Consider the following 26,906-nt stretch of genomic DNA (forward strand, 5'->3'; position numbering starts at 1 on the left):
GGGGGGGCGGCGCGGCTCGTTCCACCCCCCCTTCCGCGCGTGGCCGCCGGTTGGGCGGGCTCGGGCCGCTTGTCGCCCCCCCCGGGGGGGGCCGCCCCCCGGGGGGGGGGGGGCCCGCCCGCGGCCCCGGTCCGGCCCGGGGCCGGGAATGACACGCCGTCCACCTGTTCCACACCACGACCGAAGGGGCCTGACCATGGCCGATCCGACCTACTCCGATCCGATGTCTCTGGGATGGCTTGCCGCCGGTGTCGCCGCCGAGCTCCCCAGCCGCCACGGCAGCTGGCAGGCCAACCATGCTGGCCTGAACGGCGCCGGGCAGTACCAGGCCGTGTTGCACGACAAGGTCCGTCGGCTGCTGATCACCGCCGTTCCCGAGGGGATCGGCGTCAGCTCCTGGCCCTACGGCGGGGAGCCCCCGGCGGGCCTGCCCCCGGGTCCGGCGACCGTTCTTCCGTCGCGGCACGTCACCGCGCTGAATCTGGCCGCCGAAGCGGCCCGCAGCCACCTCGCACCGGTGGCAGAGCCGGGCATGGCGGCGGACCGGATCAGGCTTCGCGAGGCCCTGACGGTATCCGAGCTTCTCGGCCTGCTTCCCGAGGAGGCGCAGGCCTCGGCCACCTTCCTTCCGCGCAGCGACGTGATCCAGTGGGAGCACCGGGCGGGGGTGAAGCCGACCGTTCAGCCCTGCGCGCCCGGCCGGGTCCTGCTGGAGGCCCGAGCCCCGCTCGCTTCCGTGGAGAGGGCGCTGCTGATCGCCCTGCCGCCGCAGGACCCGGCGGTACACCGGTTCACCGCTCCGGGTGCCTACGTGTGGGTGGTGAACGCCTTCCCGGTACTGACCCCGTACAGCCAGTGCGAGCCGGGCACCGACATGCTCACCGGCCTCGGTGTCGGCCGGACCGCCGTCAACGTCTTCCTGGCCGACAACGCCTCGGGTACGGACGACACCGAGGCCGGTCTCGCCTTCGAGGCCGACCTCGACCTAGTCCTCATGGTTCTCGGGCAGCTCTAGCCTCCCGAGCTCCCCCGTCCCGGCGGGCAGCCGCCGACCGCCGGGACACCCTCCCCCTCAGAACGATCACTGGAGCAGCGTGACCGCGCCGACCATCACCTTCGACCCCGCCTCTCTCGACGCCTTCCTGACATCGCCGGCGTTCGCCGCCGTCCTGCCGGTTCTGGAGACCGAAACGCTGTGGCACCTGTCGTCGCTGATCCCCGACGAGGAGGACCGGCGCAGCGTGGCGTCGATGCACGAGGTCCTTCGGGACGAGTTGGGGTGGCTGTATGGGGATCCCGACCCGTCCGGTGTGCGGCTTGAGCGGATAGAGGTGCCGACCACTTCGTGGGACGACGGGCTGTGGTGGGAGCCCGAGTTGGCCGAGTTGGTGTTCAGCGACGGGACGAGGCTGGAGGAGGACCTGTCGGACCTGCTTCACGACGAACTGTCCTCTCTGGCCTCCAACGAGCGCCCGGTGGACCTGGACGACGTGTTCACCTTGGCCGTGCCCGTACCGGATGCGGCTGGTACGGAGGCGGGCGCCGCTGGAGCCCAGGTCGAGAACTGTCAGAGCGAGGGAGAGGCGTAGCAGAGCACCAATGATGGCCTATCCATGGTAGTATTCTTCTTGTCGGCCAGGGCGGCTCCCTGGCGGCAATCGAACCGCTTCCAGGAAAGGACCACGTCATGTCCACGCGACTTCTCGCGATCGACCCGGCGGACTGCGGCTGCACCGAGTGCATCATCGGCGAGTACGTGCCCCTGCGGTATGCGACTGCGGACCAGATCGTCCGCCTGCTGAAGGGCGAGCTGGGCAACAACACCTTCACCGAGTTCACGGTCGAGGTGAAGTGGTCGCTCCCCGGCGACTTCCGCCCCACCGAGGCGCGCGTGGACTCGGTCCAGGTGACGGCGCATCGCGGTGACGACGTCCTGACCTGGGAGATCGGCCCGTACCTGCCGATGTACCGCTCACCCAGCTTCGCCGACCTGTTCGAGGGCCGGTAGGGCCCGGTCCGCGCCGCCGGTTGCAAGACGACCGGCGGCGCGGACCGCCCACCGCCCAGCCACGGCCTGATCCCGCCCGGCTCAGCCTGGCCGGTCAGGCCGGACCGGCCAGCCCGCCGAGGGCTCTCGTACCTCAGCGCATCGGCCGGCACTCCGACAAAGCCGCCCCGCGCGGCCCCTCCCACGCCTGTGAGGCTTGCATGCAGTACACCAAGGCCAAGTCCCTGTTCGACGGTGCGACGGTCCTCCACGAACTCGCGCCGCTTCGGGTCGCCGGGCTCACCCGGTGCGCGGGCGGCGACCTGGCGGCACTCCTGGTCCCCACCGACGGCGGGCCGGCCGATCGTGGCGCTCGGCTGCACGTCTTCGACCCGGAGGACACCGTGTTGCTGAGCACCGAACACACGGTCCGCTGGACCGTCCACTACCGGGAACGCTCCCACGGCCACTCCGGGTGCACCTCAATAGAGCTCAGCGCCCCATACGTCGTCCGAGGCCACTGGCCGTACAAGACACCGCACATGGTCGTGACGCGGCTCGTCGAGCACCACCGGACCATCGTCGCAGTCCCGGTCTCCTTCGCCGACCTGCCCGGGCCGGGCGCGACCCGCGAGGTAACCCCCGAGGGCGGCAAGGTCTTCTACCGGCGTCTCAACGGCGGACCCGGCGTCCTTCGCACGGGCGACGACGTGCGCTCCCACCTGACCCATATGCAGAACGTCCACGACGGCGAACACCGCCGTCAGATGCGCCTCCCCGTCCACGACCCGGAGATAAGCCGGTGCCAGCTATGTGTACTCCACCCCTACGAGTTGACCGTGCTGCGGGTGACCGTAGCCGAATCGAACTACGACATCGCCGTCGAGGACCTCCCGGACTGCGCATACGCACTCGGCCCCGAAGCGGCCTACCGGCGCGTCACCGGACGACCGGTGGCGCAACCGCCCCGGTCGGCACCGAGGCAGTCGCAGGCCGACGTCTTGTCGTTCTCCAGTGAGAGGCACTGACCATGAGCATCGAGACAGCCGGGTTCCCCTGGACATCGAGAACTCCTTCCCCGCCTGTGCTGTACGTCCACCTGCACCTGCCGACGGGCGCAGCGGGCGCATCGGAGATCTGGGCACTTCCCAACGGTGCGCCGACCGCCGGGGCCGGCGACCGCATTCTGCAGCCGGACACGGCCGTCCCTGACGAGACCGATCGCCCCTGGTCGGCCCGCACGACCGACGAGGTCGACCGCGCCCTGGCCGTGCACGGCTGGAGAGCAGTTCCGCGCCGGGAGGCGCGCCGAGCCCTGTCGGCCAGGTTCGGCTTGGAGCGCGAGGACGGCATCCTGCAGGCGGTCCAGGGCGAGAGAACCGTCTGGCAGTTCAGCGAGTTCGCCGCAGTCGCCTTCGCGCTGCGCATCCCCGGCACTGCGGGGTCGGTGCAGCGCGGGGCGGGACACGGCGGGCGGCTGTGACCATTCGGACTCCCAGCAGCGGGGAGCAGCTGCGGGTGGACCTGCTGGATCCGGCGTGGTGCCAGCGGTGGACCGACAGGCGCCCGGGCTGGCGGCGCACCAACGAGGGTGGGTTCGACCCGAGCCTCTACCCGGCCCGGCGGTTCGTGGAGCGGCACCACTACAGCGGCTCGTAGTGGTCGCAGTGAGGATGGCGTGCCGAATGCAGCTTCGGGCCAGCGCGCCGGGGGCGGGTGAGCCGGACGGCGGCCGCCTGGTCGGTGTGCTCGCGCTCGGGGTGCCGATGTCGCGGCGGCATCGCGCGCTACCGCAAGGAGCAGGCCGAGGGCGAGATCCGCCGGCGGACCTCGGCGAGCGGCTTCTGATCGCCTGCGGGAATCGTGAAGGCGACAGGCGCTAACGAGGTACTCGTACACCAGCCGCATGCGCCCCGGCGTGGAGCGGTTGCCTGTCGAGGTGCAGCGCCAGGCCGGGAGCGCCTGGAGCGACGGGCAGCGGCCCTGGAGGACGCGCTCGTCCCGTGTCGGTCAGACGGCTGTGCTCTCGAAAGCGCAGGACGGGCTGGTCAGGACTGCTCCAGTCGACATCGGCTTCGACATTGTCCGCCCACGACCGCCAGCCGTGGATGGTGGGGTCGAAGTGGCTCCACAGCTTCACCGTCTTGATCCGCAGGGGGCGCCGGAGCTCGTCCCACTCCAGGACGTCGATCACCGGACGGCCGGCGACCAGCGCCCACCCCGGGGCGACGATCCGCCGCGGCCAGTACGTGGGGACGTTGGCGATGAAGTACGGAGGCTCGTCCGTCTCGACCTTCCACGTGAAGATTACCGAGGTTCGGTTCCCGGGCGGCACCTGCCGCGTGTCCACCAGAGCCTTGGGAACGCGCGGTGCCTTGGTCGGGTCGTGGGCAGGGTGGCACTGTGTCGGCCGCGGGTAGCGCCGAGCTGCCCGCGCGGTGGGCGACTCGTTCACCCAGTGCTCGAACCCCTCGCCGATACGGGCAGTGAGCCACTCGGCGATCAGGTCTCGTGCCTCGGTGGTCTTCATGATCCGATGCTAGAGGGTTCGTCGATCCGTCGAGGACCGGCGTCAGGGAGCACTCGACGGGCGCAGGGCCGACATCGACGCGCCGGGTGGTGCACGCTGCCAGGACCGTTGGGAGTCAGGCAGCCGTGGCCGTCGCCGGAGGCCCTGGTGTCACCACCTCGGACCGGTATAGTCGGCCCTGGAAGGCCACGGCGCTGGCCTGATGCCCCGTCCCTCACGTCCACGCCGTCGAGAGGCCCAGAGGCCAAGAGTCCCCGACTCGCGCTCTCCCGACGGCATCCCTTCACGGCAGCGTTGACCTCTCAGCGGCCCGTGCGGCGTGGAACACGGCTGCAGTGAGGATCTTCATGTCCCAGAACTCCACCCGGGCACGCGACCGGGCCGTACGCGCCTACATGGCGGAGCACGGGGTCCCGCTCAGCGAAGCCCGGCGCGCCGTCGCCGAGAGCGCCAGGACGGACCAGAGTCCGGCTGCCTCCCCATGGGACGGTTTCGCCCCGAAGGAGCGCCAGCGCTGGGAGGGGCGGAACTTGTCGGACCTGGCCACCCGGCAGGAGCTGCGCCTGCTGGGGGAGGTGGCCGCCGAGCTCGCATCCTCCATGTACGCGCTGGACGTCGTCCGCTGGGGCGACGAACCCGTAGTGCTCTCCGACACCGACTCCCCCGACGACCACGTCGTCCCCCGTCTTCCCCGATGCAGCGACCGGCAGGACCAGGCGTGGCGCGCCCGGATGGCCCGAGCCTTCCGCGACATCGCCGACGACCTGTTCGCCGGGAAGGCACCGATCGCGCGCTGCCATGCCGAAGACCTCGCGCTGATGATCGCGGCACAGAAGGCCCGCGAACTGGTAGAGCAGGCCAAGGAGTTCGCCTCCGACCCCCACACGGCCAACCCGGGAGACAAGCCTCTGGACGCAGCCGGCCACCTGGCCGACTGGTTCCCCGACCTCGGCTGGGTGAGCTTGCGGCGCAGCGACGCCTTCACCTACCACGACCTGGAGGAGGACCTGCTCGGCGCGGCCGAGATCTACCTGCTGTGGGACAACGACCAGGGCTTCGAATGCCCCGACCACCCTCTCGGCTGGTCCATGATGCACGAGGACATGCGCGCCGAACGCTGGTTCGACACCTTCGCCACCACCATCCCGCGCGACGCGAACCGCGGCTTCCCTGCCGACATCTGGTCGCAGCTCACCGACCACGCCCGCAACTCCCTCCAGCAGGAGCCCGTCTGGCTGGGCGCCGAACCCCAACTGCCGGACACCCCGGAAGACACCACCTGCCGGTTGCCCGACGAGAACGCACCGCTGGGAACGGTGTCCGCCGCGAACTTCATGGTCGCCGCCTGGCGGCAGCAGGTCCTCACCTTGATCGGCGAGGCGATGCGCGAGCAGCACCGCGTCTGGCACGTCCAGAGCCCGGACCAGGCGTGGGACCTCGACGGCCGGGCCGTCCTGAGCGACGTGCCCGCCGTCGCGCTGGCCCAGGCCCGCCGCCTGATGCCCGACGCCACCCCGGGCCGGGGTCAGGTCATGGAGATCTACTGGGCCCGCCCCGCGGCGACCGGGAACTACTATCCGCCGCTGTGGTTCCGCGTGAACGTCTGGAAGCTCGAAGACCACTCCAGCGGCCCGCGCGACGTCCCATGGATGCGCGTGCAGTGGGCCGACGGGTCACTATCGGGAATCTCCTTCACCGATGTGGTGGCCATCCGACGCCCCTCCGCCCACGAGCTCTCCCCGTGGGCACCGGTCACCGGAGAGCTGACGCCGATGCCAACCCTCGCCGACTTCCGCGAGCCCGAAAGCGATGATTCGGGCGATCTTCAGGACTGAGCCTGATCGGCTCGGGTAGCGCGTTCGACGAGTGCCTTCCTGGCCCACGGTGTCGCTGTGTTCAACGGCGACACCGTGGGCCAGGGCAACGGCCCGCCCGGGCGGAAGCCACCCCTTCAAGATCACACCGAGTGTCACGCACAGCCGTGATACCGGCCGGTAGAACCCCTCAGCGCCACGGCTCTACGTGACACTCGCATACGCCCCCGGCCGGCGGTGGCACTGAGTCGTACCCGGCACCATTGATTGCTTATTTGTGGTAATCTTTCTCTTGTCAGAGTGGATGGCTACCGCGCTGGCGTCGAACCGCGACTCACCCGCAGGGAGAACCCATGGACAGGACCTCAGCACTCGAAAGCTGGCGATCGGCCACCCGTGACGCGATCGGCCACGCGGCGGGTGCACTGGTGGAGGCGGCGCCGTCGCTCCGCCTGCGGGACGGCTGGCAGCAGTTGGACTCCGGCAGCCTGGCCGTGGCCGGGCCGCTCGGCGGGGGCCAGGTGGTCGCCCTGGTCTCCTGCCCGACGCACGTGGGCATCGCGGCACTGGGTCTGCCAACGGTGAGTGCCAACCGTCTCGCCCGAGCCGTCATGGAGGCGGGGACAACCGCCTACTGGGCGGGAGCCGACGTCGCCGAGCTGACGGATCTCGACACCAGCTCCCTGGGCCCCGGCCTGTACATCCCCGTCTCCTTCCCGAACCCGTCGGGCGGGCCCGACCACAAGATCAAGCTGTACGCGCACGGCGTGGCCGACATCGACCTGGCCCAACTCACCGTGCCCGCCGCCGAAAGGGCGCTGCGGCGGCTGGCCACCGCCCCGGCGGCAGCCTGACCGACCGCCCGGCTCCCCGCATACCTCCCCGGAGGTGCGCAGCGGGCCGGGCGCTGCGTCCGGCGGGGTCTGGCGCGCCTGCCTGCGCTCGTGGCACTCGGCCCCGGCCGGGGCCGCCCTCGCGGCGCCCACCAGTGTGTCGCCGCCTGGCTGCGCCGCACCGAGCGCCGCGACGGCCGGCGCCACTTCCGGACCTCCCACTCTCTGATCCGATCCCGGGCCGCTGGTGGCCCGCGTCCCTGGAGCGCTCCACATGACCTCCGGTCAGCTCGCCCTGTTCAACGCAGATGCCTTCCCCGAGCCCGAGCCCTGTGGCACAACCGTCGTGAGCTGGGGCCTGGGCGCCGACTCGACCGCGATCATCCTGCGGTTCCTGGAGAACCCGACCGCCTACGGCCTGCGGGCCGATTTGTCCGATTTGATCGTGATCACGGCTCATACCGGTATGGAATGGCCCGACAGCATCGCCCTCGCCGAGCAGCACGTCCTTCCCCTGCTGCGCGCTCACCGAGTCCGCTACGTGCAGATCGCCCGAGGCGGCGCCTCCATCGCCCAGTGCGGGGTCGAGGTCCTCTCCGACACCCGCTCGCCGACCCGTATCCACGCCTCGGGCCGGTGGAGCCTGCTGCTCGACCTGCGCGAGTCCGGCACCGTGCCGATGTACGGGGGTGCGCGGCTGTGCAGTGTCCGGGCCAAGGGCGAACCCCTGGACCTTTGGTTCGCGCAGAACATGGCCGACCCCTACCGCCACGTCGTCGGGTTCGAGCATGGGGAGCTCGGACGGGCCCGGGTCGACAGTTCCTTCGCCAAGCCGGGCCGCAGGCCCTGGTATCCGTTGATCAACTGGACCTGGGATCGCCCGAGGCTGCTCGCCTACCTGGAGGACCGCCTGGGCGTCCTCTACCCGAAAAGCTTCTGCTGGGCCTGTCCGTACCCGGTCAGCGCCGGTTCCCTACCCGACCACATGGCCCGCTCCAAGCGCTTCCCGGCACAGATCGCCGAGGCCGCGATGCTGGAGTACACCGCCCAGGCCCTCAATCCGCTCTTCACCCTGTACGCGAAGTCCAGCCTGCGCGAGGAGCTGCACCGCGCCGGCAACACCGCCGCGCTGGACCTGCTGGCCCATCGTCTCGACACGGAACCCTGGAGCGTCTACGAGGTCCGCCGGGTCCTCACCCCCGGGCGTTCCGACCACTGCAAGCTGTGGCACGGCCTCCGGTGCGCCCTCTGCCTGAAGCTGGCCGAGAACGCCGCAGTACTGCCGTCGGAGTGGGCCCGCTGCAAGGACTGCCAGACGATCCGGGGCCATCGGTGCCAGCGGCGGGACCCGCTCTGCTCGGACTCCGAGCGCAAGGGCACCATCTGGCGGTCGGTCCGCCGCGTCGGCACACTCACCCGTCGCCAGGCCTGCGGAAGCCTGGAGCGCTTCGCGTCCCGGCCGGGACGCGAGCTGGAGCACACCGCCAGCGGGGTCCCCGGCTACGCCTTCGGCTTCGACCGCCTGGTCACCGTGCAGCGCGGCGGCAGCTTCCCAGCTGTCGAGCGCCAGTTCGTCGCGGCGCCGGCGGCCGTCCCGTCCAAGGCGCGAGGCGGCTTCGAGACGGCCTGGCGATCCGCCGCCGGGCTCGCCGCGGCCGCCGCAGCCGCCGGGGAGCGGTCTGCGGAGGGTCTGCTGACGGGGGTGTAGCTGCGGCAGCGGGCACTCCGTGGTGGCTCAGTGGCGGTCAGGGCGCCGAAACCTGGTGCGTCAGTGGCAGCTTGCGACGAGCAGGGGGTGAGCCGGGCAGGCCCAGCCCCCTCCCGCCCGTGCCTGGGAGGGGTGCATCACCTCCATAAATGCATTTTCCGTGGTAATATTTCTTTTGTCGCACCGGGTGGCTTCGGGCGGCACTCGAATCGCCGACCCAGCACCACGGAGGACCGCCCGTGACCACACCGCACACCCCTGCCCATGATCTCGCGCAGGCGCTCAGCCGGGCGGGAATTCCCGCCCGGGCCGAACACCTCGGCGACGACTGGAGCACGGAGGTCGAACTGACCGTCGACGGCCGCTACCACCGCCTCTACCTCGGCCCCGAGTACCCGGACCGCACGGTGCTGTGGATGCTGCTGGACGCCCACGCCGAGGTCGTGGACAGCGGCGTCTGGGAGGTGCGGCCCCGGCCCCGCTTCCTGCGCCACCACCGCACCGCCACCCTGCTGCGGCGGTGGCTGAGCGACAGGAACGCCATCGCAGGACCCATGCCCCCAGTCACCTGGGAGCGACTGGTCGGCGAGGAGACCAACTGCTGGATGTGGGTGTTCGACGTCACCGCCCACCGGTACGCCACCGCCCTGGTCGAGGGACGGGCCGGTGCCGACGCGACGCCGCAGGACATGGCCCGGCTCTACCCGGAATTCACCGCCGAGCACGGGCTGATGCACGGGGACGGCTGGGATTCGGGGATCGACATCATCCACGCCTTCGCCCACGGCCGCGTGTTCGAGGACCACGACACCCCCCGCACGGGGGACTACATCATCACCGTCGCCTGCGACTTGATCGACCGGTTCGGGCCGCAGGCCCTTGCCCGGCTCCAGGCCGGGTTCGGGGGCGACGTGGTCGCCGCCGCCCGCGCCTTCCTGGACCGCCACCGCTGACGAAGCGGGTCTGGCGGCGGTGTGCTCTCACCGCCGCCGCACCCGCCGCCGCTGACCGCCGCCGGGCTCGCGACGCACGACCGCCAGCCCTCGCCACACAAACACCGCACTACCGAAGGCGAAGCACACCCTTGACCTGCACCATGCTCGCGCCCGAAATCAAGCTCCACGAGGCGCTGGAGACCGTCCTCGCCGCGCACGACATCCCCAACGACTTCTGGCACACCGGCGGCGGCTACACCGCCCTCAAGGTGCCGCTCGGCACCACCGAGATCTGCATCACCGACGTCAACAGCCACGTGATCGAACCGCTCTCCGAGTACAGCGGGCTCGCGGTCTACTTCTACCCCCACTACGAGCACGAGGGCGTCCTGCTGTACGAGTCGCCCGACCTCGGCACCGAGCGGGAGCCGGAGGCGTTCCAGCGCGAGGTCGCATCCGCCGTAGCGGCGATCCAGGTGTGCCGCAGGCTCCACGCCGCTCAGACAGGCATCACCGAGCTGGACCGCCGGGAAGTGCTCGCCCCCGGGCAGGTCCAGACGCGGGCGCGGCTGCGCCGCGACTCCGGCGGGCACGTCACCGCGACCGTGAACTCCTCGTTCCAGGTCGACGCGGACGAGATCACCGCCTCGCTCCTGTGCCACTACAGGGACGAGGCAAGGGGCCGCCGCAGCCTCCCCGAAACGCTCGACCGGGGGCAGCTCGCGGGCATCCTCGCCGTCCACGCACCGCCCTGCCCGTTCGGAGATCACGACCAGAGTCCGGCCGCCGACGCCGACCAGCCGCTCGGTCAGTGGGCGCTGGAGCAACTGCGCACCCTGACGGCCGTACCGGAGTCGGAGGGCTGAACCGCCCGGCTGCCCCGGACCGCACGGTCCGGGGCAGCCGCCAGCGCCGCCGCGCCTGCACCTCGCCCAACGCTGGCGCGTGCGGACCGCCGTGCGCGAGGCCAGCCGGACAGGCTCTTCCGGCTCGTCTGGCGTGCCGCCCACTCCACACTATGCGTTATTCATGGTAGTATTTCTCTTGTCAGTCCGAATGGCTTCGGATTGGCATCGGACCGCATCACCGCAGCTCAACTGGAGGCACCGTGTCGCTCGCCGACGCAATCGACTACATCCTCACCACAGCCACCGAGACGGACCTCGACCGCGTGATCGACGCGGTACGAGACCGGAACCGGAACCTGGGCAAGATCCGCTCCGCCGCCGTCACCGTAGGCAGCACGGTGACGACCAAGAACCTCGACCGTAAGTTCCTGGTCGGCCTGACCGGCACCGTAGCGACGATCCAGGGCAAGTTCGCGGCCCTGACTCTCGACGAGGCGTCGACCAACCAGCTGCGCTGGGCACGGCAGACCACCATCAAGGTCCCCGCCGACACCAAGAACTTCCTGCTGAACGGAATCCCCCTGGCCTGCCTCAGCGTCTCCAGCTGACCGCCGGGCCCTGCCACACCTGCGGTCGGGTGCACCAGCCCTGGCGCACCCGACCGCAGGCCCGCCCGGCGACGCCCTCACACGCCGCCGTCGGCCTTCCGCATCACCACACCCCGCAACGGACGGACCCATGAGCCACACCCTGACCACGCGCCAGGTCACCTCTCTGCACACCGGCGCCTACCTGCTGCCGTCCGACCCCGACTGCCCCGAGAGCATCCCCGTCCTGGCTGCCGCCGGCCTCCGGATCGGCGTCCAGATCCAGGACGACGGCACCGTCTACGTAGGCATCAACGCCGAGGGGGCCGAAGCCTCCCTCCGCTCGCCAGACGGCCGGCTTCGCGGAATCGAGGTGGACGTGCCGGGTGAAGCACAGGTCCGACGCCAGCGCGCCAACAGGTCGTGGTCCGGCGTGTGGAAGCGCCTGCTGCGCCGCAGCGGCACCCGGCTTGCCGCCAGCAGCCTCCACCAGATGACGGACATCGCCCTGGAGCTGGTGATCGAGGATGCGCATTCCGAGCTGCACCGCCGCGCAGTCCTGGCGATCGCCCGGGAGCTGACTGTGCTGTGCGCCGAGCGTGGCTGGCCGGCCCCCGTCGAGCTGCGCACCGCCAGCTCCTACGACGACTGGGACAGCACCACGGGCTGGTCGCCGAACGGCGTGGAGATCATCTTCGCCGACCACAGCCGCCGCGTTGCCGACTTCGGGCGCCGCGAGCTGGGCGAGAGCCTGGCCACCGAGATGGTCCGCGCGTACCTCGCCGAGGCCGGCGAGCACCACGACCCCCCGCAGGACGCTGAACTGGTCGTCACCCTGACGCCCTCGCCCGGCTTCCACATCAACCGTTTCTGACCTGGCAGGGAGCGCACACATGCCCATCTCCGAGCGCCTTCGCCGCAAGTTTCACCGCACCGCCCGCTTCCGGCCCGCGCGGCGGGACGAACCCGGAACCCTCCCCGCCGTGACCGTCGCGGGGGTGATGGTGTTCGCCTACGTCGACAAGTTGGGCCAGCTGCGGGTCAGCGTCGACCTGGACACCACCCACACCGCGCTGATCGAGCGGCCGGCCGGGCGCAGCACCGTGCCGCTGCGGGTCGACGTACAGGACGACACGGTGTACTACGAGCCGTCGGAGCGCGCCAGAGTGGAAGCCTGGGCCGTCTCCACTGAGTCCGGCCGGCTGGAGTTGTTCGCGGACGACTCGCAGCGGGCCGAGAAGGCGGCCAAGCGCCTCAAGGGGGTGCTTCTGAGTCGACTGCCCGGTGAGCGGGAGTGGCTGACGGTGCACAACTTCGGCCAGGACCACCGCCTGAACGCGGCCCTCGGGCTGATCGCCGCCCTTGTCGAGGAGGCCGGGAACTGGGCGTGCGACGACGCCGGGGATATTGCCGTTCTGGAACGGGTGGACTCGGCCGAGCCGGGTGATCAGTTGGACATCCTGTCCGGCGTCACGCTCGTTCCCGATCACCTGGCCATCGCCGTCACCGAGGCGGTGCGGGTGCTCGCCCCGAAGCTGCTCGGGTAGGGGTCGTGGCCCCCGGCGGCCCCGGCCGGGGCCGCCGGCCCACCTGCCCCGCCGCGCCTGCGCCCTGGCGGCTGGGGCGGGTCGATCCGGTGCCGCGCAGTTGGTGTGCGGTCCGGCCGCAGCCGGACGGGAAGGCTCTGAGTCACCCTTCGTGCTTTATTCGTGGTAGTCTTTCTCTTGTCAGGCCGGATGGCTACCGGATGGCATTCGAACCGCACGCAAGGACAGCACCCATGACCACCGTCGCACCCGAGTCCACCCCTGAGACGACCCGTACGCCCGAGGGGCTGCGCTACCGCAGTATCGGCGAGCTGTTGTACCTGCACCCGTTCTCTCTCGTCCTGGACGAGTACAACGTCCGCACCGAGCAGGCCGATCCGGATCAGGCTCTGCTGGACTCGGTGGAGGAGGACGGCATCGAGACCGCCTTGCTCGTCCGCCCCCTCCCGGACGGCAAGTACGGCGTCGTGGCGGGTCAGCGCCGGATGCTCAGCGCCCAGGCGCTCGCCCAGCGGTGCATCGACGAGGGTCGTACGGACGATGTCGAAGCCGTCCCGTGCATGGTGCGCGCGGACCTGGTCGGCCAGTCCGCCGAGGTGATCGCGGCCGCCGTCGCCAAGTCACTCCAGGAGAACCTGCTCCGCCGGGCGATGACCTCGACCGACGTGGCCCGCGCCGCCGAGCAGTTGGACCTCCTGGGCCTGTCGGATGCCGAGCTGAAGAAGGCGGCCGTCACGGCCGGTCTGACGGTGGAGCAGGTCAAGAGCGCGCACCGCGCCACCTCCCTGCCCGACGAGGTCAAGAAGAAGGCCGCCCAATACGAGTTCGACCTGGAGGAGCAGATCGCCCTCGCAGAGGTCGCGGACCTGCCGGACGCGATGGACGAACTGAAGCGCGCCCACAAGGAGGACGCCAAGTCCGGCTCCACGGACAAGGGCAACTGGAAGCACGCCATGCAGCGGCTCCTGAAGGAAAAGGAGGAGATCGCCGCACAGGAGGCGCTCCGTGCGGAGTGGGCGGGCAAAAGCCTAAAGGAGGTGCGGTACCGCTCCTGGTACGAGCCGGGGTCGCAGGACCGGATGCTCTCCGACCTGCTGGGCCCGGACGGCAAGCCGATCGACCCCGAGCAGCACAGCGCGGAGTGCCCCGGCAAGGCGTTCGCCTTCAACTGGTCGGACGAGCTGGTCTTCGGCTGCACCGATTGGAGGGCGAACGGGCACAAGCGGGCCGACCTGGCGCGCAGCTCGAAGCCGGAGGGCCCGGGGCCCGCAGAGGTGGCGAAGAAGAACAAGGACGAGGAGAACGCCCGCGTCGTACGAGGGAAGTTCGTCAAGCAGCTCGTCCAGGCCAAGCTCTCGGACGCGGCCGTTGTTCTGGCCATGCAGGTGGTCACCGAGATGCCGAGCTGGTACGCGGACGCGGTCTCCCCAGGCAACGCCGAACTGCTGGCCGCACTCTTCGACGAGCCGTGCGCGGCTGCTTCCTACAAGCGGGCCCGAGGCTTCCTCAACGCCCTTAACGCCCGCCTGCGCCGCAACCGGCGCAACTTCAACGCCGTGTTCGCCCAGGTCGCCATGGGCTTCGAACTCCACATGAGCCGCAAGAAGCACTGGGCGGTCGCGGACGGCTGGACTGCCGACTGGCTCCGCTTCCTCAAGGCCGAGGGGTACACCCTCTCCGCGATCGAGAAGGAGATGGTGGCCGCCGTCGAGAAGAAGGAGAAGGCCGAGGCCAAGGCCGCCCCGGCACGCAAGCCCAAGCCGCCCCGGGCGAAGCAGCCGGAGCAGCAGGACGGCGCGGGCCAGGGCGAGGACGACCCGGCGCAGCAGGACCAGCCCGACGTTCCGGAGACCGCCCCCGGCGACAGCGGGACGGACACACAGGGAGCCGAGGAGGCGGAGAGCCCGGAGGGCAACCAGGCGGAGGAGTCGGAGCCCGAGGAGGCGTAGGGCAGGCCGGGCGGAGCGGAACAGCTCCGCCCCTCGCCTCTGCGGCGGCCGGCGGCGGTGCACTCCGGAAATTCAGAACGGCGCTGCCCTTGCGGGTCCCTTGCGGGAGGGGGCTAACCCAGCGCCGTTCCAATCGAACCGCTCAGCACAGGATGACCAAGGCCACTCTCGCCGAAGCAGTGCAACCACTCTAGCGCACCGGCCACGGCCCCTTGGGCTCGATCCTCCATCCCGCTCCGGCCCACGCCGGCGCGCCGGGACTCGCCCGTACGGTCCGCCAGACCGTTTGGAATGGAATTTGCGGGGTATTTATTCTCATGTCATCGCGGATGGCTTCCCGATGGCATTCGGACCGTAACGCGCGAAGGGCACCCCCATGACCGAGCAGCCGCAGGACTTCGAGGGCGACGACAACGACCCCGTGATCCCGCACACCGACCTCCCGGGTCAGCGCCTGCCTCTCCCTCTGCCGGGCAGTACACCCCGGATCCCGGCCCAGACCCGGGGCCCGCGCCCCGGACGCTGATCCCTCACCGGGCCCGGCCGGGCGGCGCTGACCGCCCGGCCAGCCCCACCTCACGTTTCGGGCGGCCGCAGCCGCCGGTGCGTCACACGCGGCCGCCCGAGCCCCGCCCTCCAGAACACCCCCATCGCGAGGAAGCTGATGACCAGCACCACGATCACGCCCGGCCTGGCGCCGGATCTCACCCAGTACGACATCATCTGCGGCAACCTGTCCGGCGGCGCTGACTCCCGCGCCATGCAGCACGTCCTCATGGAGGCCGCCAAGGTAGCCGGAGTCGCCGACCGCGTCTGGACCTTCCACGCCTCCCTGGGGCTGATGGAGTGGCCGGCCGTCAACTTCGGCGGCCATCGCTACGGCAGCGTCGCCGAACTCGCCGCACAACAGAGCCGCGAGTCCGGCGTGCCCGCCGCGCGGCACATGGAGCGGACGAAGATGCGCGACGACGGCGCCGGCGGCCGGGAGCCGTACGACCTCCTGACGTACACCGCGCTGTACGGCCGCTTCATGCGTCTGAACACCAGGTACTGCACGAAGTCCTTCAAGGAGCAGTTGGAGGAGAGCTCGCACACCCCGGAGGTGCAGCGCCTCCAGCCGCTGCTGGGCCGGCCGGTGCGGATCCTGAAGGTGCTCGGGCTGCGGGGCGAGGAGTCGAGGGACCGGGCCCGGCGGCCGGCCTACCGCTGCGTGAAGTCCAACGGTGCGCGGCACGTGGATGAGTGGCTACCGACGAAGGAGTGGAGCAAGGAGGAGGTCCGCCGACTGCACTCGGATCTGGGCTACGCGTGGCACTGGTGCTACGACTCGGCGCCGGGCGCCGGGGACTGGCTGGGGTCGAGTCGCTGCTCGTGCTCCAGTTGCTTCCTTGCGAGCCGGCGCGACAGCCTTCTCGGCGTGCTGCGCCGGCCGCGGATCGCCGAAGCGATCGCCCTCGCGGAGGAGGTGCGTGGGGACAGCTTCCGGGCGGACGTGAGCATGGCCGAGCTGATCGCGGCCTCGAAGCGGCCCGGGGCACCCGACCCCGGCATCGTCATCGAGGACGAGGGGCCGGACTACGCGCGGATGATGACGCAACTGACCGCGGCGCTGCAGCAGGAGCCGCGGCGGCTCCCGGAGCTGTCGGTGTCCGCCCCGCCCCGGCGCCTGCTGCCGGTGATCACCATCTGATACGCGGCCCCGGGGCGACGGCCGGCCCGACTCCAGACGGTCCAAGGCACCGCCCGGCGCCATTGGGTTGATAATCCGTGGTATTCTTCTTCATGTCGGACCAGTTGGCCCTGGTCTGATTCGAACCGCTCGCGCAAGGAGGCCCCCATGCCCGCAACGACCAGCACTGCGGCCGTCACCGACCAGGTGCACCCGGCTCAGCGTCAGCGCGACACCTCGAACGACCTGCTGGTACTGCACCTGCGGGTCTCCGAACGCTCGGGAGTGCTGTCCGTCCTGACGATGTCCGTCCCGGCGCCGCACCTCGATGCGATCGGATGGCAGCTCGCGCACCTGGCGGCATACCTCGGTGATCTGCAGCGCGACGGCCAGGACCCTACCGGCGCGAGCGCCTGCGAGTTCCTGAGCTCACGCACGGGCTGGACCTGGTACCCGTGGCAGCCGCTGCACGACGCCCGGGTGACCTGCCAGCTCGACGTGCTGCTGGGCCCGCTGGAGGAGACCGGGTGGCCCGCTGTGTCCCTGGTGGCGCTGGAGTCCGAGGACGGCAAGTGGGGGTTCTCGCGCAAGCGGCGACGCCAGGGCGCGGCGGCCGTGGTCGCCGTCGCCCTGGAGGAGATCGACGGAGCGCACGCCAAGCTTTGCTCCCGTGCTGCCCGGGACAAGGATCCCGAGACGGTGCAGCGGCGCGACGAGGCGGACGGCCTGCTCGCCAAGGTGCGGGAGATCGACGGCCGGTCGCAGGCGGCGGTCAACTCGAAGGGTGTGCGCAAGGCTCGGGCCGCGCTGCACAAGGCCGCCGAGCAGGAGCCCGGTACGTCGGCGTTCGCCGAACTCGACCCGGTGCCGGACCGGCTGGAGACCTTCACCGGCCGGATCACGGAGATCGGGTCCCGCACGAGCGGCGAGGGGGAGGTCGCTCTGCTGTTCACGATCGCCCACGAGCAGGGCCGGGCCGGGACGGGCGGCCACGAGGTGCCGGACCGGCTGCGCTGCACCCTGCGGGGTGAAGCCGCGCGGGCGGCGGCCTCACTGTCGGTCGGCCGCCGTGTGATCGCCGTCGGCCGCCTGGTCCATCAGGTCTACATCCCCAAGGAGCACGCGATCCCCCGGAGCCTGGTGGTCTTCGACGTGAAGGCGCTGGGAGCCGACCTGCTGACTTCCGGCCTCTCCTGATCGTCCATCGGGCGGCTCCCCTCCGGGAGCCGTCCCTCCGTCCTGGCCGGCGCGCCCGGGCCGGTTTCCCTCGACAAGGAGTCTCACCCATGTCTTCCTCCCACCTCCCGGCTGCTGCCGGGCTTAACGACTGCGACGTGCTGGCTCGCGCGGTCGCCGCGCACCTTCCGGCCAGGCCGGGCCGCACCTGGCGCAGCCGCCTGGAGCCGAACGTCGTGTTCCGCGGCCGGCCGGTCGCCTCCGTGGGCGACGGGTTCCGTTCGCTGCTGGTGACGGCCCTGCCGGAGGGAGCGGCCATCGCGCCCTGGCCCTCCGCTGGCGGCCGGTTCGAGGTGATGCCAGGAGCCGATGGCTTGCCGGCCCGTCTCGCGGATGCCGCCGTTCGCCGGCACCTGCCCGCTGTCGACTCCGCCCTCGCGCGGCGGATGACGGCGGAGGAAGGAGAGGCCGTTGCCGCTGGGCGTCTGCGGGGCCTGGCGGCCGCGGTGCCGGGGCGCCTCGTCCGTCCGGGGTGGGGCGGACGGCTGGTCCTGGACCTGCCGTCCGGTCGCGTCGTCGCGGAGGTGGACCCGCGGTCGATGGAGGTGACGCTTCTGGTTGCTACGGCCGGGCCCACCGCAGTTGGCACCCCGGCCGGGGCGGGATCCGACCTGCTGGGCGGCGGGATCGCGGCGCACGCTCGAACGCTGCGGGAGCTCGATCCTGGGCAGCTGTTCGTGGAGGGCGGCTCGGGACATGTGGTCACAGTGCGGTGCGGCCTCGATCTGGCCATCACGACGGTGGCCCTGCTGGCCGGGGCGGACGCCGGCGGGCCGACCTTTTCCCCGGACCTCGCATTGCCGGCACGGCGCTTCCCGGGCGTAGCGGCGTGTCGGGCGATGACCTGGGTTGAGCCGGAGTAGCCTTAATGGGAAATTCATGGTAAACATAGTTACGTCAAGGCGGGTTGCTCGCCTATCGAGTCCTTCAGGAGGACATCATGATCCCGCTCGGACGGAGCGTCATCGACCGCGACGACCTGGCCCACAAGGCCGACTGGAGCGTTGGTGCGATCAACAACAAGGGCTACTTCAAGACGCTGGACGCGCTGGCCGGCGGGGGTCGCGGAACGAAGGTGCTCTTCGACCTGGAGCAGGCCGAGGTCCTCATCCGCAACCTGCGCAAGCTGAAGGCGAACAAGGGCAAGGCCCCGGTGCAGTTGGAGCCGATCCCGGGCCTGCCGGACTACGGCACCTTCACCGAGGACGAGCTGCGCGACCTGGTCCGCACCTGGCTCGCCAAGGAAGAGGAGGAGGGCACCATCGTCGACCTGTCGGCCGACGAGCTCGACACGATGAGCGAAGCGGACCTGCAGGACTGGATCAGCGGCCACGAGCTCCTCGGCCTGGAAGAGGCACGGCTGGCTGTCCCCAAGGAGCGCCGGCTGGAGAAGTCGACCTGGGAGTCCTACTACCGCGGCAGCAAGACCCAGCTGCCGGACCCCGACCGCACCTTCTACGGTGTCGACTTCTGGTTCCGCGCCACGATCGAGCGGTGGAACGCCGAGGAGCGCCGCCGCGTCGGGGCCCCTAAGGGCTTCGGCCGACCGAAGGGCAGCACCGGCGGGTGGACTCCCCGTTCCGAGGCCGCCCGGGAGCTGGTCCGGGTGAGCACGGAGAGGCGCGCCCTGGCGGTCGCTATGTTCGAGCGCGACCGGAACCCGCCCTACACGTTCGCCGAGATCGCGGACGAGATCGGTGTCAGCGAGCGGACGGTGCACCGCTACCTCCGGGACAGCATGGGTCCGCGCACGGACGAGGGAGCGACGACGAAGCTGCGCGAGGCCGTACGGACGCTCGCCGAGGCGGAGCCGGACATCAGCGGAGGCGAGGTCGCCCGGCGTCTGGGCATCGGACACACCACGGCCAACACTCACCTCAACGAGCTGGGCCGCGGCGACGCCCGCCCGGAGGCGCTGGCCGCCCGGCGCCGGGCCAAGGCCGCGGAGCTGCTGCAGGAGAACCCGGACCTCACCGACGCGGACCTGGCCGAGGAGCTCGGAGTGAGCACCGAGACCGCGACCTCCTACCGGCGGGACCCGTCCGAGCCGGCCGGACCGACCAAGCGCCAGGAAGCCGAGCAGCGCCTGGCGCGGACGAAGAAGCTGCTGGGCAAGAACCCGGACCTCACTGAGGACGAGCTCGCCGTCGTCCTCAGCGTCACCCCGGCCACGGCGGGCAAGTACCTGCGCGAGGCCTCCGCGCCCGAGCAGCCGTAGACATTGGTGGCAGCGAAAGCCCAGGTCAGGGCCACTGGGCCGGAAACCTTGGTGGCGAGTGGGCCGGCCCGGCGGAGGCCTTGGTGATCGGCGTTGCGCAGTCGTGATCCTGGGCGCAGCCCGGCACCAAGGTTTCCACCAAGGCTCGCGGGGTTGAGTGGCGTGTTCCGCCGACAGCCCTTGGAGAGGATCTTGGTGAACCCGACCTTCGCGCCCAGTGCCCTGGCCTACATGGTCCTGGCAGTGCTGTACCAGCACCGCTCCGCCACGACGGCGCAGCTGCAGGAGATGCTGTGCCCGGACAAGGACATCAGCTACGTCCGCGACCAGGTGCGCAAGCTGCGTCAGCACGGCCTGGTGGAGTCCGTGGCCCTTCGCGAGCCGCGGACTGCGAAGCTGAGCTACCTCACGGCCGCCGGCATGGCGATCGCGGCGGAGATGCCGGAGGTGAGCGACCGCACCAGCCCACTGCAGAATCTGGCCGACGTGGCCGCGCGGATCCTGCTGCCCCACTCGCAGGCCGTACTGACCACCCATCTCGCGTTCCTCGCAGACGCCCGGCGGCGGGGGGACGACTACCACCCGCTCGACTGGGCGCCGGAGACCATGCACCGCCTGTCCGACCGGAAGACCGACGCGGTGCGGTCGGACGCGCTGATGCGGTACACGGCCAACAAGCCGGACGGCCGGGTGCACCTGCGGGCCTTCGTGGAGGTCGACCGCGCCACCTACGGGAGCGAGAAGCTGGTCGGCAAGCTCACCGCCTACGCCCGCTTCTGGCAGCTGCGGCCGTTCCAGGGCGGCGGCCGGCGCCCAACGATCGAGAGCACCCAGGCGGAGCCGGCGTGGGTGGAGTTCTACCCGAGGTTCCCCCGACTGTTGTTCGTCTTCGCCGGCGGCTCCAAGACGACCAGGGAACGCCGCATCGAGGACCTGCAGGCTGCGGCGGCCAGCAACCGCCGGGTCCGCGAGATGCTCCAGGAGGTCAAGGCCGGCGCCGTCCTGCTGGAGCGGATCTCCCCCAGCAAGACCCAGCCCGACGCCGGACCGTCGGACCCCGTGTGGGTGTCCCTTGCCGACTCTGACCGGCGCCCCTGCGGATGGATGGACCTGTAGCCCGTCCGAACGAACCACCCGATTGGAGAAGCCATGCCCCAGGCCCTGCAGATCGAGACCGACGGAAGTGTCGAGACCCTCGCTCTGCCCGACGACCGCACCACCCGCGACCAATCGCTGAAGGCCCGCCTGTCGGGGACGCCCGACCCGGGCTACTACCACCGGCGCGCGACCATGTGGGTCCACGACAACGGCCACCGCGAGCAGTTCCAGGGCAATCTGGTCGCCACCGCGCTCGCGTGCGCCTGGCGCGGACTGGACATCACCTACGATGCCACCTACTTCCTGCCCGGACGGGTCGTCGTGACCTGCAACGACGCAGACCTGGACCTCGCCCCGGAGCTCATCGCGGAAGTCCACGTCGTGGCGGCCGCCGTCCGCAAGCTGCTCACCAGCGGCGCCCCGGTCGCGTGGGGCGACATCGTCGCCGTCTCGGGCACCGCCCGCCAGCAGGCCGGCTAGTGCTCTGACCGCATAGGTTCACCGGCTTTGGAGGCGGTGCCTCGGTTGGGCCTGAGTACCCTCGGCTCGTGGAAGATCGCGAGCAGTACGTGAGGTATCGGCAAGACCGGGTCGTGCTGGCGGCGGTCGGAGCTCGCCTCGATCCCCAGGTCAGCCGGATCGAGGTGCGGTTGCCTCGGTCCGTGGCTGAGTCGGCGGTCGCTGCCTGGGATCGCGAGGAACTGGGCAGGGTCGGCGAGGAGAGCCGCGAAGAGTGCGAACTGCGTGACGACGCTGCCGAGCTGGCCTTCATTGGCCTGGCGATCTCCTCCCGTGGCGTGTGGGACGCCGAGGAGGTCGTGGTCGACCTGGATGTGGTTCAGATCGCGCCGGCATTGCGGGCTGCGCGGTAGGTCAGGCTGCGGCAGCGAGAGGGCGCCCGCCCCAGCGGAGGCCCTTCTCGCTGCGGATGCGCGCACGCTCACGGCGTTGAGCCGCGAGGACATCGGGGTGGCGTGCGTTCTTGTTGCGCCAGCGCAGGTAGGCGTGGAGGGCCCGGGTCTGCACCGTGTGGTTGCGGTGGTTCGAGTTGGCGATGGTGAACTGCCGCAACGGCCCGAAGTGGGCCTCGATCGGGTTCGCCCAGGACGCATAGGTCGGGGTGAAGCACAGCTCGACACGGTGCTTCTTCGCCCAGCCGCGGATCTTTGCGCCCTTGTGGGCGGACAGGTTGTCCATGATCACGTAGATGGGTGCGCCGTCGGGGCGGGCCGCGCGGATGGACTTCAGTGCGGCCAGGGTGTTCGCGGCCCCCTTCCTGCGGCGGTTGACGCCCCAGAGCGTGTCGTCGCCGACCGAGTAGCAGCCGTGGAAGTACCGGACGCCGTGGGTGCGGTGGTAGGTGGCCGGGTGCCGCTCGGGGTGGCCGGCTGCGGTCCAGCCCGAGCCCATCGTGGGCCGTATTCCGAGGGGACCGAACTCGTCGAACGCGAACACCCGGTCCGGGAAGCGCTCCAGCACGTGCTCGATGCGGTCGAGCTTCGCGTCCCGGTCCGGGTCCGGGGACTCCTTCCAGGTCTTCGTGCGCTGGAAGGTGACGCCGCGTCGGGCGAGCAGGCACCGTAACGCCTCGCGGCCGATGCGGATGACGCGTCCGTGGACTTTCCGCAGGTAGGCGGCGAGTTTGCGGATGGACCAGCGGGTGAAGGGCTGGCAGAGCTTGGTCGGGCGGGTGGTGGCCGTCGCGACGACGAAGTCCTCGTCGTCAGGACTGAGCAGGCGGGGACGGCCTCCCGCCCACTGAGGGTCCAGTGCGGCCAGGCCGATCTCATTGAAGCGGTGGATGACGTCGCGCACCGTGTCCTCGTCCGCCTGCACGAGTTGGGCGATGACCGACACGCGGTTCCCGCCGGCGGAGGCCAGCAGCATCGTCGCGCGCCGGTAGCGCACCGAGCTGGTGCTGCCCCGCCGCACGATCTGCTGCAGCCGCTGCCCCTCCTGATCGGTCAGTCTTCGCACGCGTACCGGCTCGGCCATCGCGACTCCCAGGGCAAGTTGAACCAGCCGCGTCCGGTCCTGGACTCGCGGCTGACCTAGCATCTCGTGCCATGAACGAAGCCGAGAACGTCCTGGACTGGCTACAGGCCTGGTACTCCGCACAGTGCAACGAGGACTGGGAGCACGAGTGGGGCATCAAGATCGACACGCTTGACAATCCCGGCTGGTCAGTCCGCATCGACCTGGAGGACACCGACCTGGAAGGACACGACTTCCCCCGCCAGGACCTCAAGCGCAGCAAGAACGACTGGGTCATGGCCTGGACCTCCGAGATGACCTTCCATGCCGCGTGCGGACCAGGCAACCTCTCCGAGGCACTCACCCTCTTCGGCAAGTGGGCAGTGGAGAACACCCCCAACGAACGGCAAGGGCAAGACGATCACAGCCCGATACCTCCAGCTCCGGACACCACCACCTCAAACCGGTGAACCTATGCGGTCAGAGCACTAGACCGGACACACCAGCTTGAAAGGGCCCGGTGGCCCCTTCCCAGAGCGCCTGGGGAGGGGCCACCGGGCCCTTCGTCGTTGCGGTCGACCGGCTTCTGCACCACGCCCACATCATCCTCACCGAGGGCACCAGCCTCCGCCTCGCGCAGGCCACCACCGGCAAGGGCGTCATCCCATTGGCCTCCTGATGCCGTTCGACGGCCTGTCAGGAGCCCGTGGCATGCCACCGGTTCGCGCGGGTGCCGGGGGCTACGAGGCGACCCAGCCCGGGAGGGTCGGCAGCAGGGTCTCGGCGAGCCGGTTCAGGGTCGGGCCGTCGACGTCCGTGCCGTCCTCGCGGAAGACGACGAGCTCGAACGTCCGGCCGCCGGAAGCCTTGGCGTCCTGAGCAACGAGGATGTTCCGGGTGCTGGGCCCGGACTTGGTGTCGGCCTTCCCGTTCTTCCCGTTTGCGGGGACGAAGGCCATCGTGCCGCTCGAATAGGTCGCGGCGGGGTGGCCGAGGACGGTCGCCTGAGCCGTGAGGCCCGTGAGGACAGGCCGCATCTCGAACCTGTCGTTGACCGAGAAGGTGCTTACCATCAGGGCGACCGCGGCGTGCTGGAGGCGCACCTCCACCATCGGCTCCTTCCCGATCGCCATCGGCATCGGGTGCGCGACCACGACGTGGTCGGTCGGCATGCCCAGCAGCGCGGGCAGATCGGGCCGGTTCAGCGCGGCGCAGGCGGCCTCGTACCCCTGCGAGTCGGTCGGCCGGGGCGCGTCGCACGCGGCCGGCTTGGCCTTCTCGCCGGCCTTCTCCGACGGGCCGTCGAACTGCCCCGTCCCCCACAGTCCGGCCAGGACAGCGCAGAGCACTGCCGCTGTGACCGCAACCTTGATGCCTGCCCGGTCCTTGACCGGCTCGGCGCCCTGCTCGTTGTCCTGCTCGACGACGTTCTCGGCTTCCACGCCTGGCCCCCCACTACGAAACGCGATTTTGATCGTATCGTCCGTACCGGGCCTGTGGCCTGCGGGTTCCTCGGCTAGCCGCATTGCCGGTGACTTTGACGGCTTCCCAGGGTGGGTTTCGCAGGTCAGCACCCATGTGGAGCCCGCTTAGACCGGCCGGCAATTGGTGGGTGGCCTAAGTAAGTGGCATTGGGGCTAGTCCCGCGGGTTCGTGACAGGTGTATCTCGGGCGACGGTGATCAGCGGCCAAGTGCTCGCTGGAGATCGTCCAGGCAGTCGGGGCACATCGGCAGGGGCGGCGGCGTCCCCAGGCCCGGCCGGCCGCACACTCCCGTGCCAATGCCTCCCGGCCCGGGGGCCTGGCACTTCCAGGTGGCCTTCGTGCTGTGGCTGCGGTCAGCAGAACCTGTCGAAGGCCGCTTCGCCGCCCGGCTGCCAGAGCTGGCAGCCGCCTCAGTCTGCGCCTCCAGGTGACGGCGGGCCCGGTCCGCCTCCCGCTCCACCTCGCGCAGCCCACAGGCCCGGCAGTCCTCGCCCGATCCGAGGATGACGCCGCGCTCGCAGTCGGGGCGCTCGCAGTCCTGCCCGCTCAAGACGGTGGCGAGGTAGCCGACCGCGCCGCGGATCTCGCCGCTGGCGACACGTTCCGGGGCCCCGGCCCTCCACCAGCCCGCGTTGATCCGGGCGAGCGCGTGGTCGGTGGTGCGGCCGGCGGACAGCAGGTCGCGTACCGCTCGGCGCAGCGGCGGGACTCGCAGGGCCGGGTGCTTGCTGACGCCCAGGGCGTCGATGGCTGCGAAGACGATCTCCTCGCCGGGGACGGGGCGCGAGGGGGTGGTGCGGATGGTCGTGGTGCGGGGCTTCTTGGTCCGGTCGGCGGCGGAGCCGCCCTTGGCGGCTGGCTTGGCGGCGCGGTTCGCGCGCGGACCGCGCGCCTTACCACCTGAAGATGCCCTCCGGGCGTCCGGAAGGAGCTCGCCGCCACGGTTCTCACTACTTCTATTAGAGATGTCCGGCTGGTGGGGAGACCCCTGTCCGGCTGATGGGGAGACCCCCGTCCGCGTGGTGGGGAGACCCCCGTCCGGCTCATGGGTAGACCCCCCGATGAACTGGGCGATCTCACGGTCTTCCCGAGCGGCTGCGCGGGCCCGCCAGAGCCGGCCGTCCAGGAGGGCGTAGCTGGAGGCGAGGCGGCCGCCGCCCTCGTGGTCCGAGGCGTACTGATCCCGTGTCACCAGGAGACCGTCGGCTCGCATCTGGGCCAGGGCGTCGGTGACGGCGGTGCGGCCGAGGCCGGTGCAGGCCATGAGTTCACGGATCGTCGGCGGGCGCTCGGTGATGGCCCGGCTGGTCAGGTTCACGAAGGAGGCCACCGCGGCGTAGACGGCCTTGTAGTTCGGGGAGCGGCCGCCGAAGCAGGCGATGCGGGCGTCCAGCTTGATGAAGTCGATGCCGGGGGTACGCAGCACCCGGGGCACCGGCCGGCCGTCGGCCCCGAGGAGGGGGGCCGGCGGCGTCGGGTTGGAGGCGCGTTCGAGGACCTGGCGGGCCCAGCGTTCGCGGTCGGTCAGGCGGTAGAGGTTCGCATCAGGGGCGCCGGGATGGTCAGGGTTCTCCTGGGGCTGGACGAGCAGGAAGTCCCGGCCGACCAGGTCGACGACGGCGCGGTCGAAGGTGTTGGCGGATCGGCCCATGCAGGCGGCGATCGTCTTTCGGTAGGGCAGCATTGCGGAGCGGACCTCGGTCGACCAGCCGGCCACGGACTCTGCGGTGAGCGTGATGTGGAGCTCCATGTCGGCGAAGGCGGCCAGGGCCATGTACGCGGCCTTACTCGCTGACGGGCAGGTCGGGTCACGGGCGATGCGAACGTCGAACTCGATGTAGTCCAGTCCGTTGCAGGACAGAAGGCCGTCCGCTCCGGTGGAGAGCTGGGTGAGGAAGTCGCCGGTCACCAGTTCACCGCCGCGGCGAAGCCGGCGGGCGAGGTGACGTACACGCTGGCATGGTCGGGGTGGGCCGGGGCGCTGTGGAGGATTTCGGCGAGCAGGTCCCAGGCGTAGCGGGTGTAGGGGTGGTCTGCGCCGAAGTACTTCGTGGCGTCGTCGATGAGGCCGGTGACGCGGCGGTGGGCGATGTCGATGCGGCCCTCTGTGAGGGCGGTCCGGGCCCCGTCGTACTTGCACCGGAACCCGTGCGGCGGCACCGGCGGGTAGGTCGGCCGTGGCGGTGCAGAGGTCTTCGGTGCGGGTGGTGTGCTCTTCGGTCCGGCTCGGTGGGCACCGCGCGGGCGGGGTGCGCGGCGCTTGCGGGCCGCACGGAGGAGAAGCGGGACCGGCCAGAGCGCGAGGAGGAGCAGCCAGGCGGCCGTGACGGCGGACCTTCCCTCGGTGTCTCGTCCGTTGCGGAACCACGTTTGCGTGATCCCGGTGGTCGACAGAGCGCCCAGGCCGGCCGAGAGGTAGGCCGCGGTTGCCAGGGCAGGGGCGGCGTTCGTCAGGGTGGTCATGGTGGCTCCTTGGGTCGTGCGGGGA

General features: G+C 70.7%; 29 protein-coding genes. 24 read left to right on the forward strand and 5 right to left on the reverse strand.

Features of this window, described 5'->3' with window-relative positions; all coding sequences use genetic code 11:
* Positions 1–223: 223 nt before the first annotated feature.
* The 6 genes from ACIRPK_RS23885 (at position 224) to ACIRPK_RS23910 (ending at position 3,646) form a co-directional block, all read left to right on the forward strand.
* On the forward strand, positions 224–1,015 hold the full coding sequence (locus ACIRPK_RS23885; RefSeq protein ID WP_403041363.1) for a hypothetical protein: 792 nt from the start codon (positions 224–226) through the stop codon (positions 1,013–1,015).
* A 79-nt stretch (positions 1,016–1,094) separates the two neighbouring features.
* On the forward strand, positions 1,095–1,589 hold the full coding sequence (locus ACIRPK_RS23890; RefSeq protein WP_403041364.1) for a hypothetical protein: 495 nt from the start codon (positions 1,095–1,097) through the stop codon (positions 1,587–1,589).
* 98 nt (positions 1,590–1,687) lie between these two features.
* Positions 1,688–2,008, forward strand: a complete 321-nt coding sequence (locus tag ACIRPK_RS23895; protein ID WP_403041366.1) for a hypothetical protein — start codon at positions 1,688–1,690, stop codon at positions 2,006–2,008.
* Between the two features lie 200 nt (positions 2,009–2,208).
* Positions 2,209–3,015, forward strand: a complete 807-nt coding sequence (locus ACIRPK_RS23900; protein WP_403041368.1) for a hypothetical protein — start codon at positions 2,209–2,211, stop codon at positions 3,013–3,015.
* 2 nt (positions 3,016–3,017) lie between these two features.
* Positions 3,018–3,470 carry a hypothetical protein gene (locus tag ACIRPK_RS23905; protein ID WP_403041370.1) on the forward strand — a complete coding sequence of 151 codons (453 nt, stop codon included), beginning with the start codon at positions 3,018–3,020 and terminating at the stop codon, positions 3,468–3,470.
* Positions 3,467–3,646 carry a hypothetical protein gene (locus ACIRPK_RS23910; protein WP_403041372.1) on the forward strand — a complete coding sequence of 60 codons (180 nt, stop codon included), beginning with the start codon at positions 3,467–3,469 and terminating at the stop codon, positions 3,644–3,646. Before ACIRPK_RS23905 ends, ACIRPK_RS23910 begins: the two co-directional genes overlap by 4 nt.
* 220 nt (positions 3,647–3,866) lie before the next feature.
* Here the strand turns inward: ACIRPK_RS23910 and ACIRPK_RS23915 are convergent, their stop codons facing one another.
* Entirely contained in the window at positions 3,867–4,517 is a 651-nt protein-coding gene (locus ACIRPK_RS23915) for a hypothetical protein (RefSeq protein ID WP_402878904.1), read from the reverse strand.
* Between the two features lie 347 nt (positions 4,518–4,864).
* On the opposite strand from ACIRPK_RS23915, the gene ACIRPK_RS23920 reads away from it, so the two are divergent.
* The 17 genes from ACIRPK_RS23920 to ACIRPK_RS24000 all read left to right on the forward strand — a co-directional run bounded on the left by ACIRPK_RS23920 (position 4,865) and on the right by ACIRPK_RS24000 (position 21,831).
* Positions 4,865–6,352, forward strand: coding sequence for a hypothetical protein (locus ACIRPK_RS23920; RefSeq protein WP_403041374.1), 1,488 nt, complete (start codon positions 4,865–4,867; stop codon positions 6,350–6,352).
* A gap of 332 nt (positions 6,353–6,684) precedes the next feature.
* Positions 6,685–7,185, forward strand: coding sequence for a hypothetical protein (locus ACIRPK_RS23925; protein ID WP_403041376.1), 501 nt, complete (start codon positions 6,685–6,687; stop codon positions 7,183–7,185).
* Between the two features lie 253 nt (positions 7,186–7,438).
* Complete coding sequence (locus ACIRPK_RS23930) at positions 7,439–8,872, forward strand: hypothetical protein (protein WP_403041378.1); 1,434 nt, start codon at positions 7,439–7,441, stop codon at positions 8,870–8,872.
* Between the two features lie 239 nt (positions 8,873–9,111).
* Positions 9,112–9,825 (forward strand): hypothetical protein, encoded by a 714-nt coding sequence (locus tag ACIRPK_RS23935; RefSeq protein WP_402878753.1) that lies wholly within the window; start codon positions 9,112–9,114, stop codon positions 9,823–9,825.
* Between the two features lie 143 nt (positions 9,826–9,968).
* Positions 9,969–10,673, forward strand: a complete 705-nt coding sequence (locus tag ACIRPK_RS23940) for a hypothetical protein (protein ID WP_403041380.1) — start codon at positions 9,969–9,971, stop codon at positions 10,671–10,673.
* A 242-nt stretch (positions 10,674–10,915) separates the two neighbouring features.
* A complete protein-coding gene (locus tag ACIRPK_RS23945) occupies positions 10,916–11,263 on the forward strand; it encodes a hypothetical protein (RefSeq protein ID WP_402878758.1) in 348 nt (115 codons plus the stop codon).
* A gap of 130 nt (positions 11,264–11,393) precedes the next feature.
* Entirely contained in the window at positions 11,394–12,116 is a 723-nt protein-coding gene (locus ACIRPK_RS23950) for a hypothetical protein (protein ID WP_402878761.1), read from the forward strand.
* Between the two features lie 19 nt (positions 12,117–12,135).
* The gene (locus tag ACIRPK_RS23955; protein WP_403041382.1) at positions 12,136–12,789 is read left to right on the forward strand and encodes a hypothetical protein; all 654 of its coding nucleotides are present in this window, start codon (positions 12,136–12,138) and stop codon (positions 12,787–12,789) included.
* A gap of 233 nt (positions 12,790–13,022) precedes the next feature.
* Positions 13,023–14,738 carry a ParB N-terminal domain-containing protein gene (locus tag ACIRPK_RS23960; RefSeq protein WP_403041384.1) on the forward strand — a complete coding sequence of 572 codons (1,716 nt, stop codon included), beginning with the start codon at positions 13,023–13,025 and terminating at the stop codon, positions 14,736–14,738.
* Between the two features lie 376 nt (positions 14,739–15,114).
* Positions 15,115–15,264 carry a hypothetical protein gene (locus tag ACIRPK_RS23965; protein WP_403041386.1) on the forward strand — a complete coding sequence of 50 codons (150 nt, stop codon included), beginning with the start codon at positions 15,115–15,117 and terminating at the stop codon, positions 15,262–15,264.
* A gap of 138 nt (positions 15,265–15,402) precedes the next feature.
* Entirely contained in the window at positions 15,403–16,428 is a 1,026-nt protein-coding gene (locus ACIRPK_RS23970; RefSeq protein ID WP_403041388.1) for a phosphoadenosine phosphosulfate reductase, read from the forward strand.
* Between the two features lie 147 nt (positions 16,429–16,575).
* Positions 16,576–17,604, forward strand: coding sequence for a single-stranded DNA-binding protein (locus tag ACIRPK_RS23975; protein WP_403041390.1), 1,029 nt, complete (start codon positions 16,576–16,578; stop codon positions 17,602–17,604).
* An 89-nt stretch (positions 17,605–17,693) separates the two neighbouring features.
* Positions 17,694–18,506, forward strand: a complete 813-nt coding sequence (locus ACIRPK_RS23980) for a hypothetical protein (protein ID WP_403041392.1) — start codon at positions 17,694–17,696, stop codon at positions 18,504–18,506.
* A gap of 77 nt (positions 18,507–18,583) precedes the next feature.
* Positions 18,584–19,861, forward strand: a complete 1,278-nt coding sequence (locus ACIRPK_RS23985) for a hypothetical protein (RefSeq protein WP_403041394.1) — start codon at positions 18,584–18,586, stop codon at positions 19,859–19,861.
* Between the two features lie 195 nt (positions 19,862–20,056).
* On the forward strand, positions 20,057–20,977 hold the full coding sequence (locus ACIRPK_RS23990) for a replication-relaxation family protein (protein WP_403041508.1): 921 nt from the start codon (positions 20,057–20,059) through the stop codon (positions 20,975–20,977).
* Positions 20,978–21,010: 33 nt separating this feature from the next.
* Positions 21,011–21,439, forward strand: a complete 429-nt coding sequence (locus ACIRPK_RS23995; protein WP_403041396.1) for a hypothetical protein — start codon at positions 21,011–21,013, stop codon at positions 21,437–21,439.
* A gap of 68 nt (positions 21,440–21,507) precedes the next feature.
* Positions 21,508–21,831 (forward strand): hypothetical protein, encoded by a 324-nt coding sequence (locus ACIRPK_RS24000; protein ID WP_403041398.1) that lies wholly within the window; start codon positions 21,508–21,510, stop codon positions 21,829–21,831.
* A 1-nt stretch (position 21,832) separates the two neighbouring features.
* Here ACIRPK_RS24000 and ACIRPK_RS24005 read toward each other — a convergent pair whose 3' ends face one another.
* Positions 21,833–22,954, reverse strand: coding sequence for an IS630 family transposase (locus tag ACIRPK_RS24005; RefSeq protein WP_403041400.1), 1,122 nt, complete (start codon positions 22,952–22,954; stop codon positions 21,833–21,835).
* Between the two features lie 71 nt (positions 22,955–23,025).
* On the opposite strand from ACIRPK_RS24005, the gene ACIRPK_RS24010 reads away from it, so the two are divergent.
* Positions 23,026–23,403, forward strand: a complete 378-nt coding sequence (locus tag ACIRPK_RS24010; protein WP_403041402.1) for an immunity 53 family protein — start codon at positions 23,026–23,028, stop codon at positions 23,401–23,403.
* A 270-nt stretch (positions 23,404–23,673) separates the two neighbouring features.
* Here ACIRPK_RS24010 and ACIRPK_RS24015 read toward each other — a convergent pair whose 3' ends face one another.
* The 3 genes from ACIRPK_RS24015 to ACIRPK_RS24025 form a co-directional block, all read right to left on the reverse strand.
* The gene (locus tag ACIRPK_RS24015; protein ID WP_403041405.1) at positions 23,674–24,375 is read right to left on the reverse strand and encodes a DUF6215 domain-containing protein; all 702 of its coding nucleotides are present in this window, start codon (positions 24,373–24,375) and stop codon (positions 23,674–23,676) included.
* Positions 24,376–24,614: 239 nt separating this feature from the next.
* Entirely contained in the window at positions 24,615–26,327 is a 1,713-nt protein-coding gene (locus tag ACIRPK_RS24020) for a hypothetical protein (protein ID WP_403041408.1), read from the reverse strand.
* Positions 26,324–26,881, reverse strand: coding sequence for a hypothetical protein (locus tag ACIRPK_RS24025; protein ID WP_403041410.1), 558 nt, complete (start codon positions 26,879–26,881; stop codon positions 26,324–26,326). The genes ACIRPK_RS24020 and ACIRPK_RS24025 overlap by 4 nt, the downstream gene beginning before the upstream one ends.
* Positions 26,882–26,906 lie beyond the last annotated feature (25 nt).

The organism is Kitasatospora sp. NPDC101801, assembly GCF_044766665.1.
Classification (GTDB): Bacteria; Actinomycetota; Actinomycetes; order Streptomycetales; family Streptomycetaceae; genus Kitasatospora.

What these genes read in the sequence shown, in the direction of transcription:
- ACIRPK_RS23950 (WP_402878761.1), top strand. Translation starts at nt 11,394, where the DNA reads ATGAGCCACACCCTGACCACGCGCCAGGTCACCTCTCTGCACACCGGC.
- ACIRPK_RS24025 (WP_403041410.1), bottom strand. Translation starts at nt 26,881, where the DNA reads ATGACCACCCTGACGAACGCCGCCCCTGCCCTGGCAACCGCGGCCTAC.
- ACIRPK_RS23975 (WP_403041390.1), top strand. Translation starts at nt 16,576, where the DNA reads ATGCCCGCAACGACCAGCACTGCGGCCGTCACCGACCAGGTGCACCCG.
- ACIRPK_RS23960 (WP_403041384.1), top strand. Translation starts at nt 13,023, where the DNA reads ATGACCACCGTCGCACCCGAGTCCACCCCTGAGACGACCCGTACGCCC.
- ACIRPK_RS23900 (WP_403041368.1), top strand. Translation starts at nt 2,209, where the DNA reads ATGCAGTACACCAAGGCCAAGTCCCTGTTCGACGGTGCGACGGTCCTC.
- ACIRPK_RS23930 (WP_403041378.1), top strand. Translation starts at nt 7,439, where the DNA reads ATGACCTCCGGTCAGCTCGCCCTGTTCAACGCAGATGCCTTCCCCGAG.
- ACIRPK_RS23995 (WP_403041396.1), top strand. Translation starts at nt 21,011, where the DNA reads ATGCCCCAGGCCCTGCAGATCGAGACCGACGGAAGTGTCGAGACCCTC.
- ACIRPK_RS24005 (WP_403041400.1), bottom strand. Translation starts at nt 22,954, where the DNA reads ATGGCCGAGCCGGTACGCGTGCGAAGACTGACCGATCAGGAGGGGCAG.
- ACIRPK_RS23955 (WP_403041382.1), top strand. Translation starts at nt 12,136, where the DNA reads ATGCCCATCTCCGAGCGCCTTCGCCGCAAGTTTCACCGCACCGCCCGC.
- ACIRPK_RS23980 (WP_403041392.1), top strand. Translation starts at nt 17,694, where the DNA reads ATGTCTTCCTCCCACCTCCCGGCTGCTGCCGGGCTTAACGACTGCGAC.
- ACIRPK_RS24010 (WP_403041402.1), top strand. Translation starts at nt 23,026, where the DNA reads ATGAACGAAGCCGAGAACGTCCTGGACTGGCTACAGGCCTGGTACTCC.
- ACIRPK_RS23905 (WP_403041370.1), top strand. Translation starts at nt 3,018, where the DNA reads ATGAGCATCGAGACAGCCGGGTTCCCCTGGACATCGAGAACTCCTTCC.
- ACIRPK_RS23915 (WP_402878904.1), bottom strand. Translation starts at nt 4,517, where the DNA reads ATGAAGACCACCGAGGCACGAGACCTGATCGCCGAGTGGCTCACTGCC.
- ACIRPK_RS23885 (WP_403041363.1), top strand. Translation starts at nt 224, where the DNA reads ATGTCTCTGGGATGGCTTGCCGCCGGTGTCGCCGCCGAGCTCCCCAGC.
- ACIRPK_RS23925 (WP_403041376.1), top strand. Translation starts at nt 6,685, where the DNA reads ATGGACAGGACCTCAGCACTCGAAAGCTGGCGATCGGCCACCCGTGAC.
- ACIRPK_RS23965 (WP_403041386.1), top strand. Translation starts at nt 15,115, where the DNA reads ATGACCGAGCAGCCGCAGGACTTCGAGGGCGACGACAACGACCCCGTG.
- ACIRPK_RS23985 (WP_403041394.1), top strand. Translation starts at nt 18,584, where the DNA reads ATGATCCCGCTCGGACGGAGCGTCATCGACCGCGACGACCTGGCCCAC.
- ACIRPK_RS23895 (WP_403041366.1), top strand. Translation starts at nt 1,688, where the DNA reads ATGTCCACGCGACTTCTCGCGATCGACCCGGCGGACTGCGGCTGCACC.
- ACIRPK_RS23920 (WP_403041374.1), top strand. Translation starts at nt 4,865, where the DNA reads ATGTCCCAGAACTCCACCCGGGCACGCGACCGGGCCGTACGCGCCTAC.
- ACIRPK_RS23940 (WP_403041380.1), top strand. Translation starts at nt 9,969, where the DNA reads ATGCTCGCGCCCGAAATCAAGCTCCACGAGGCGCTGGAGACCGTCCTC.
- ACIRPK_RS23970 (WP_403041388.1), top strand. Translation starts at nt 15,403, where the DNA reads ATGACCAGCACCACGATCACGCCCGGCCTGGCGCCGGATCTCACCCAG.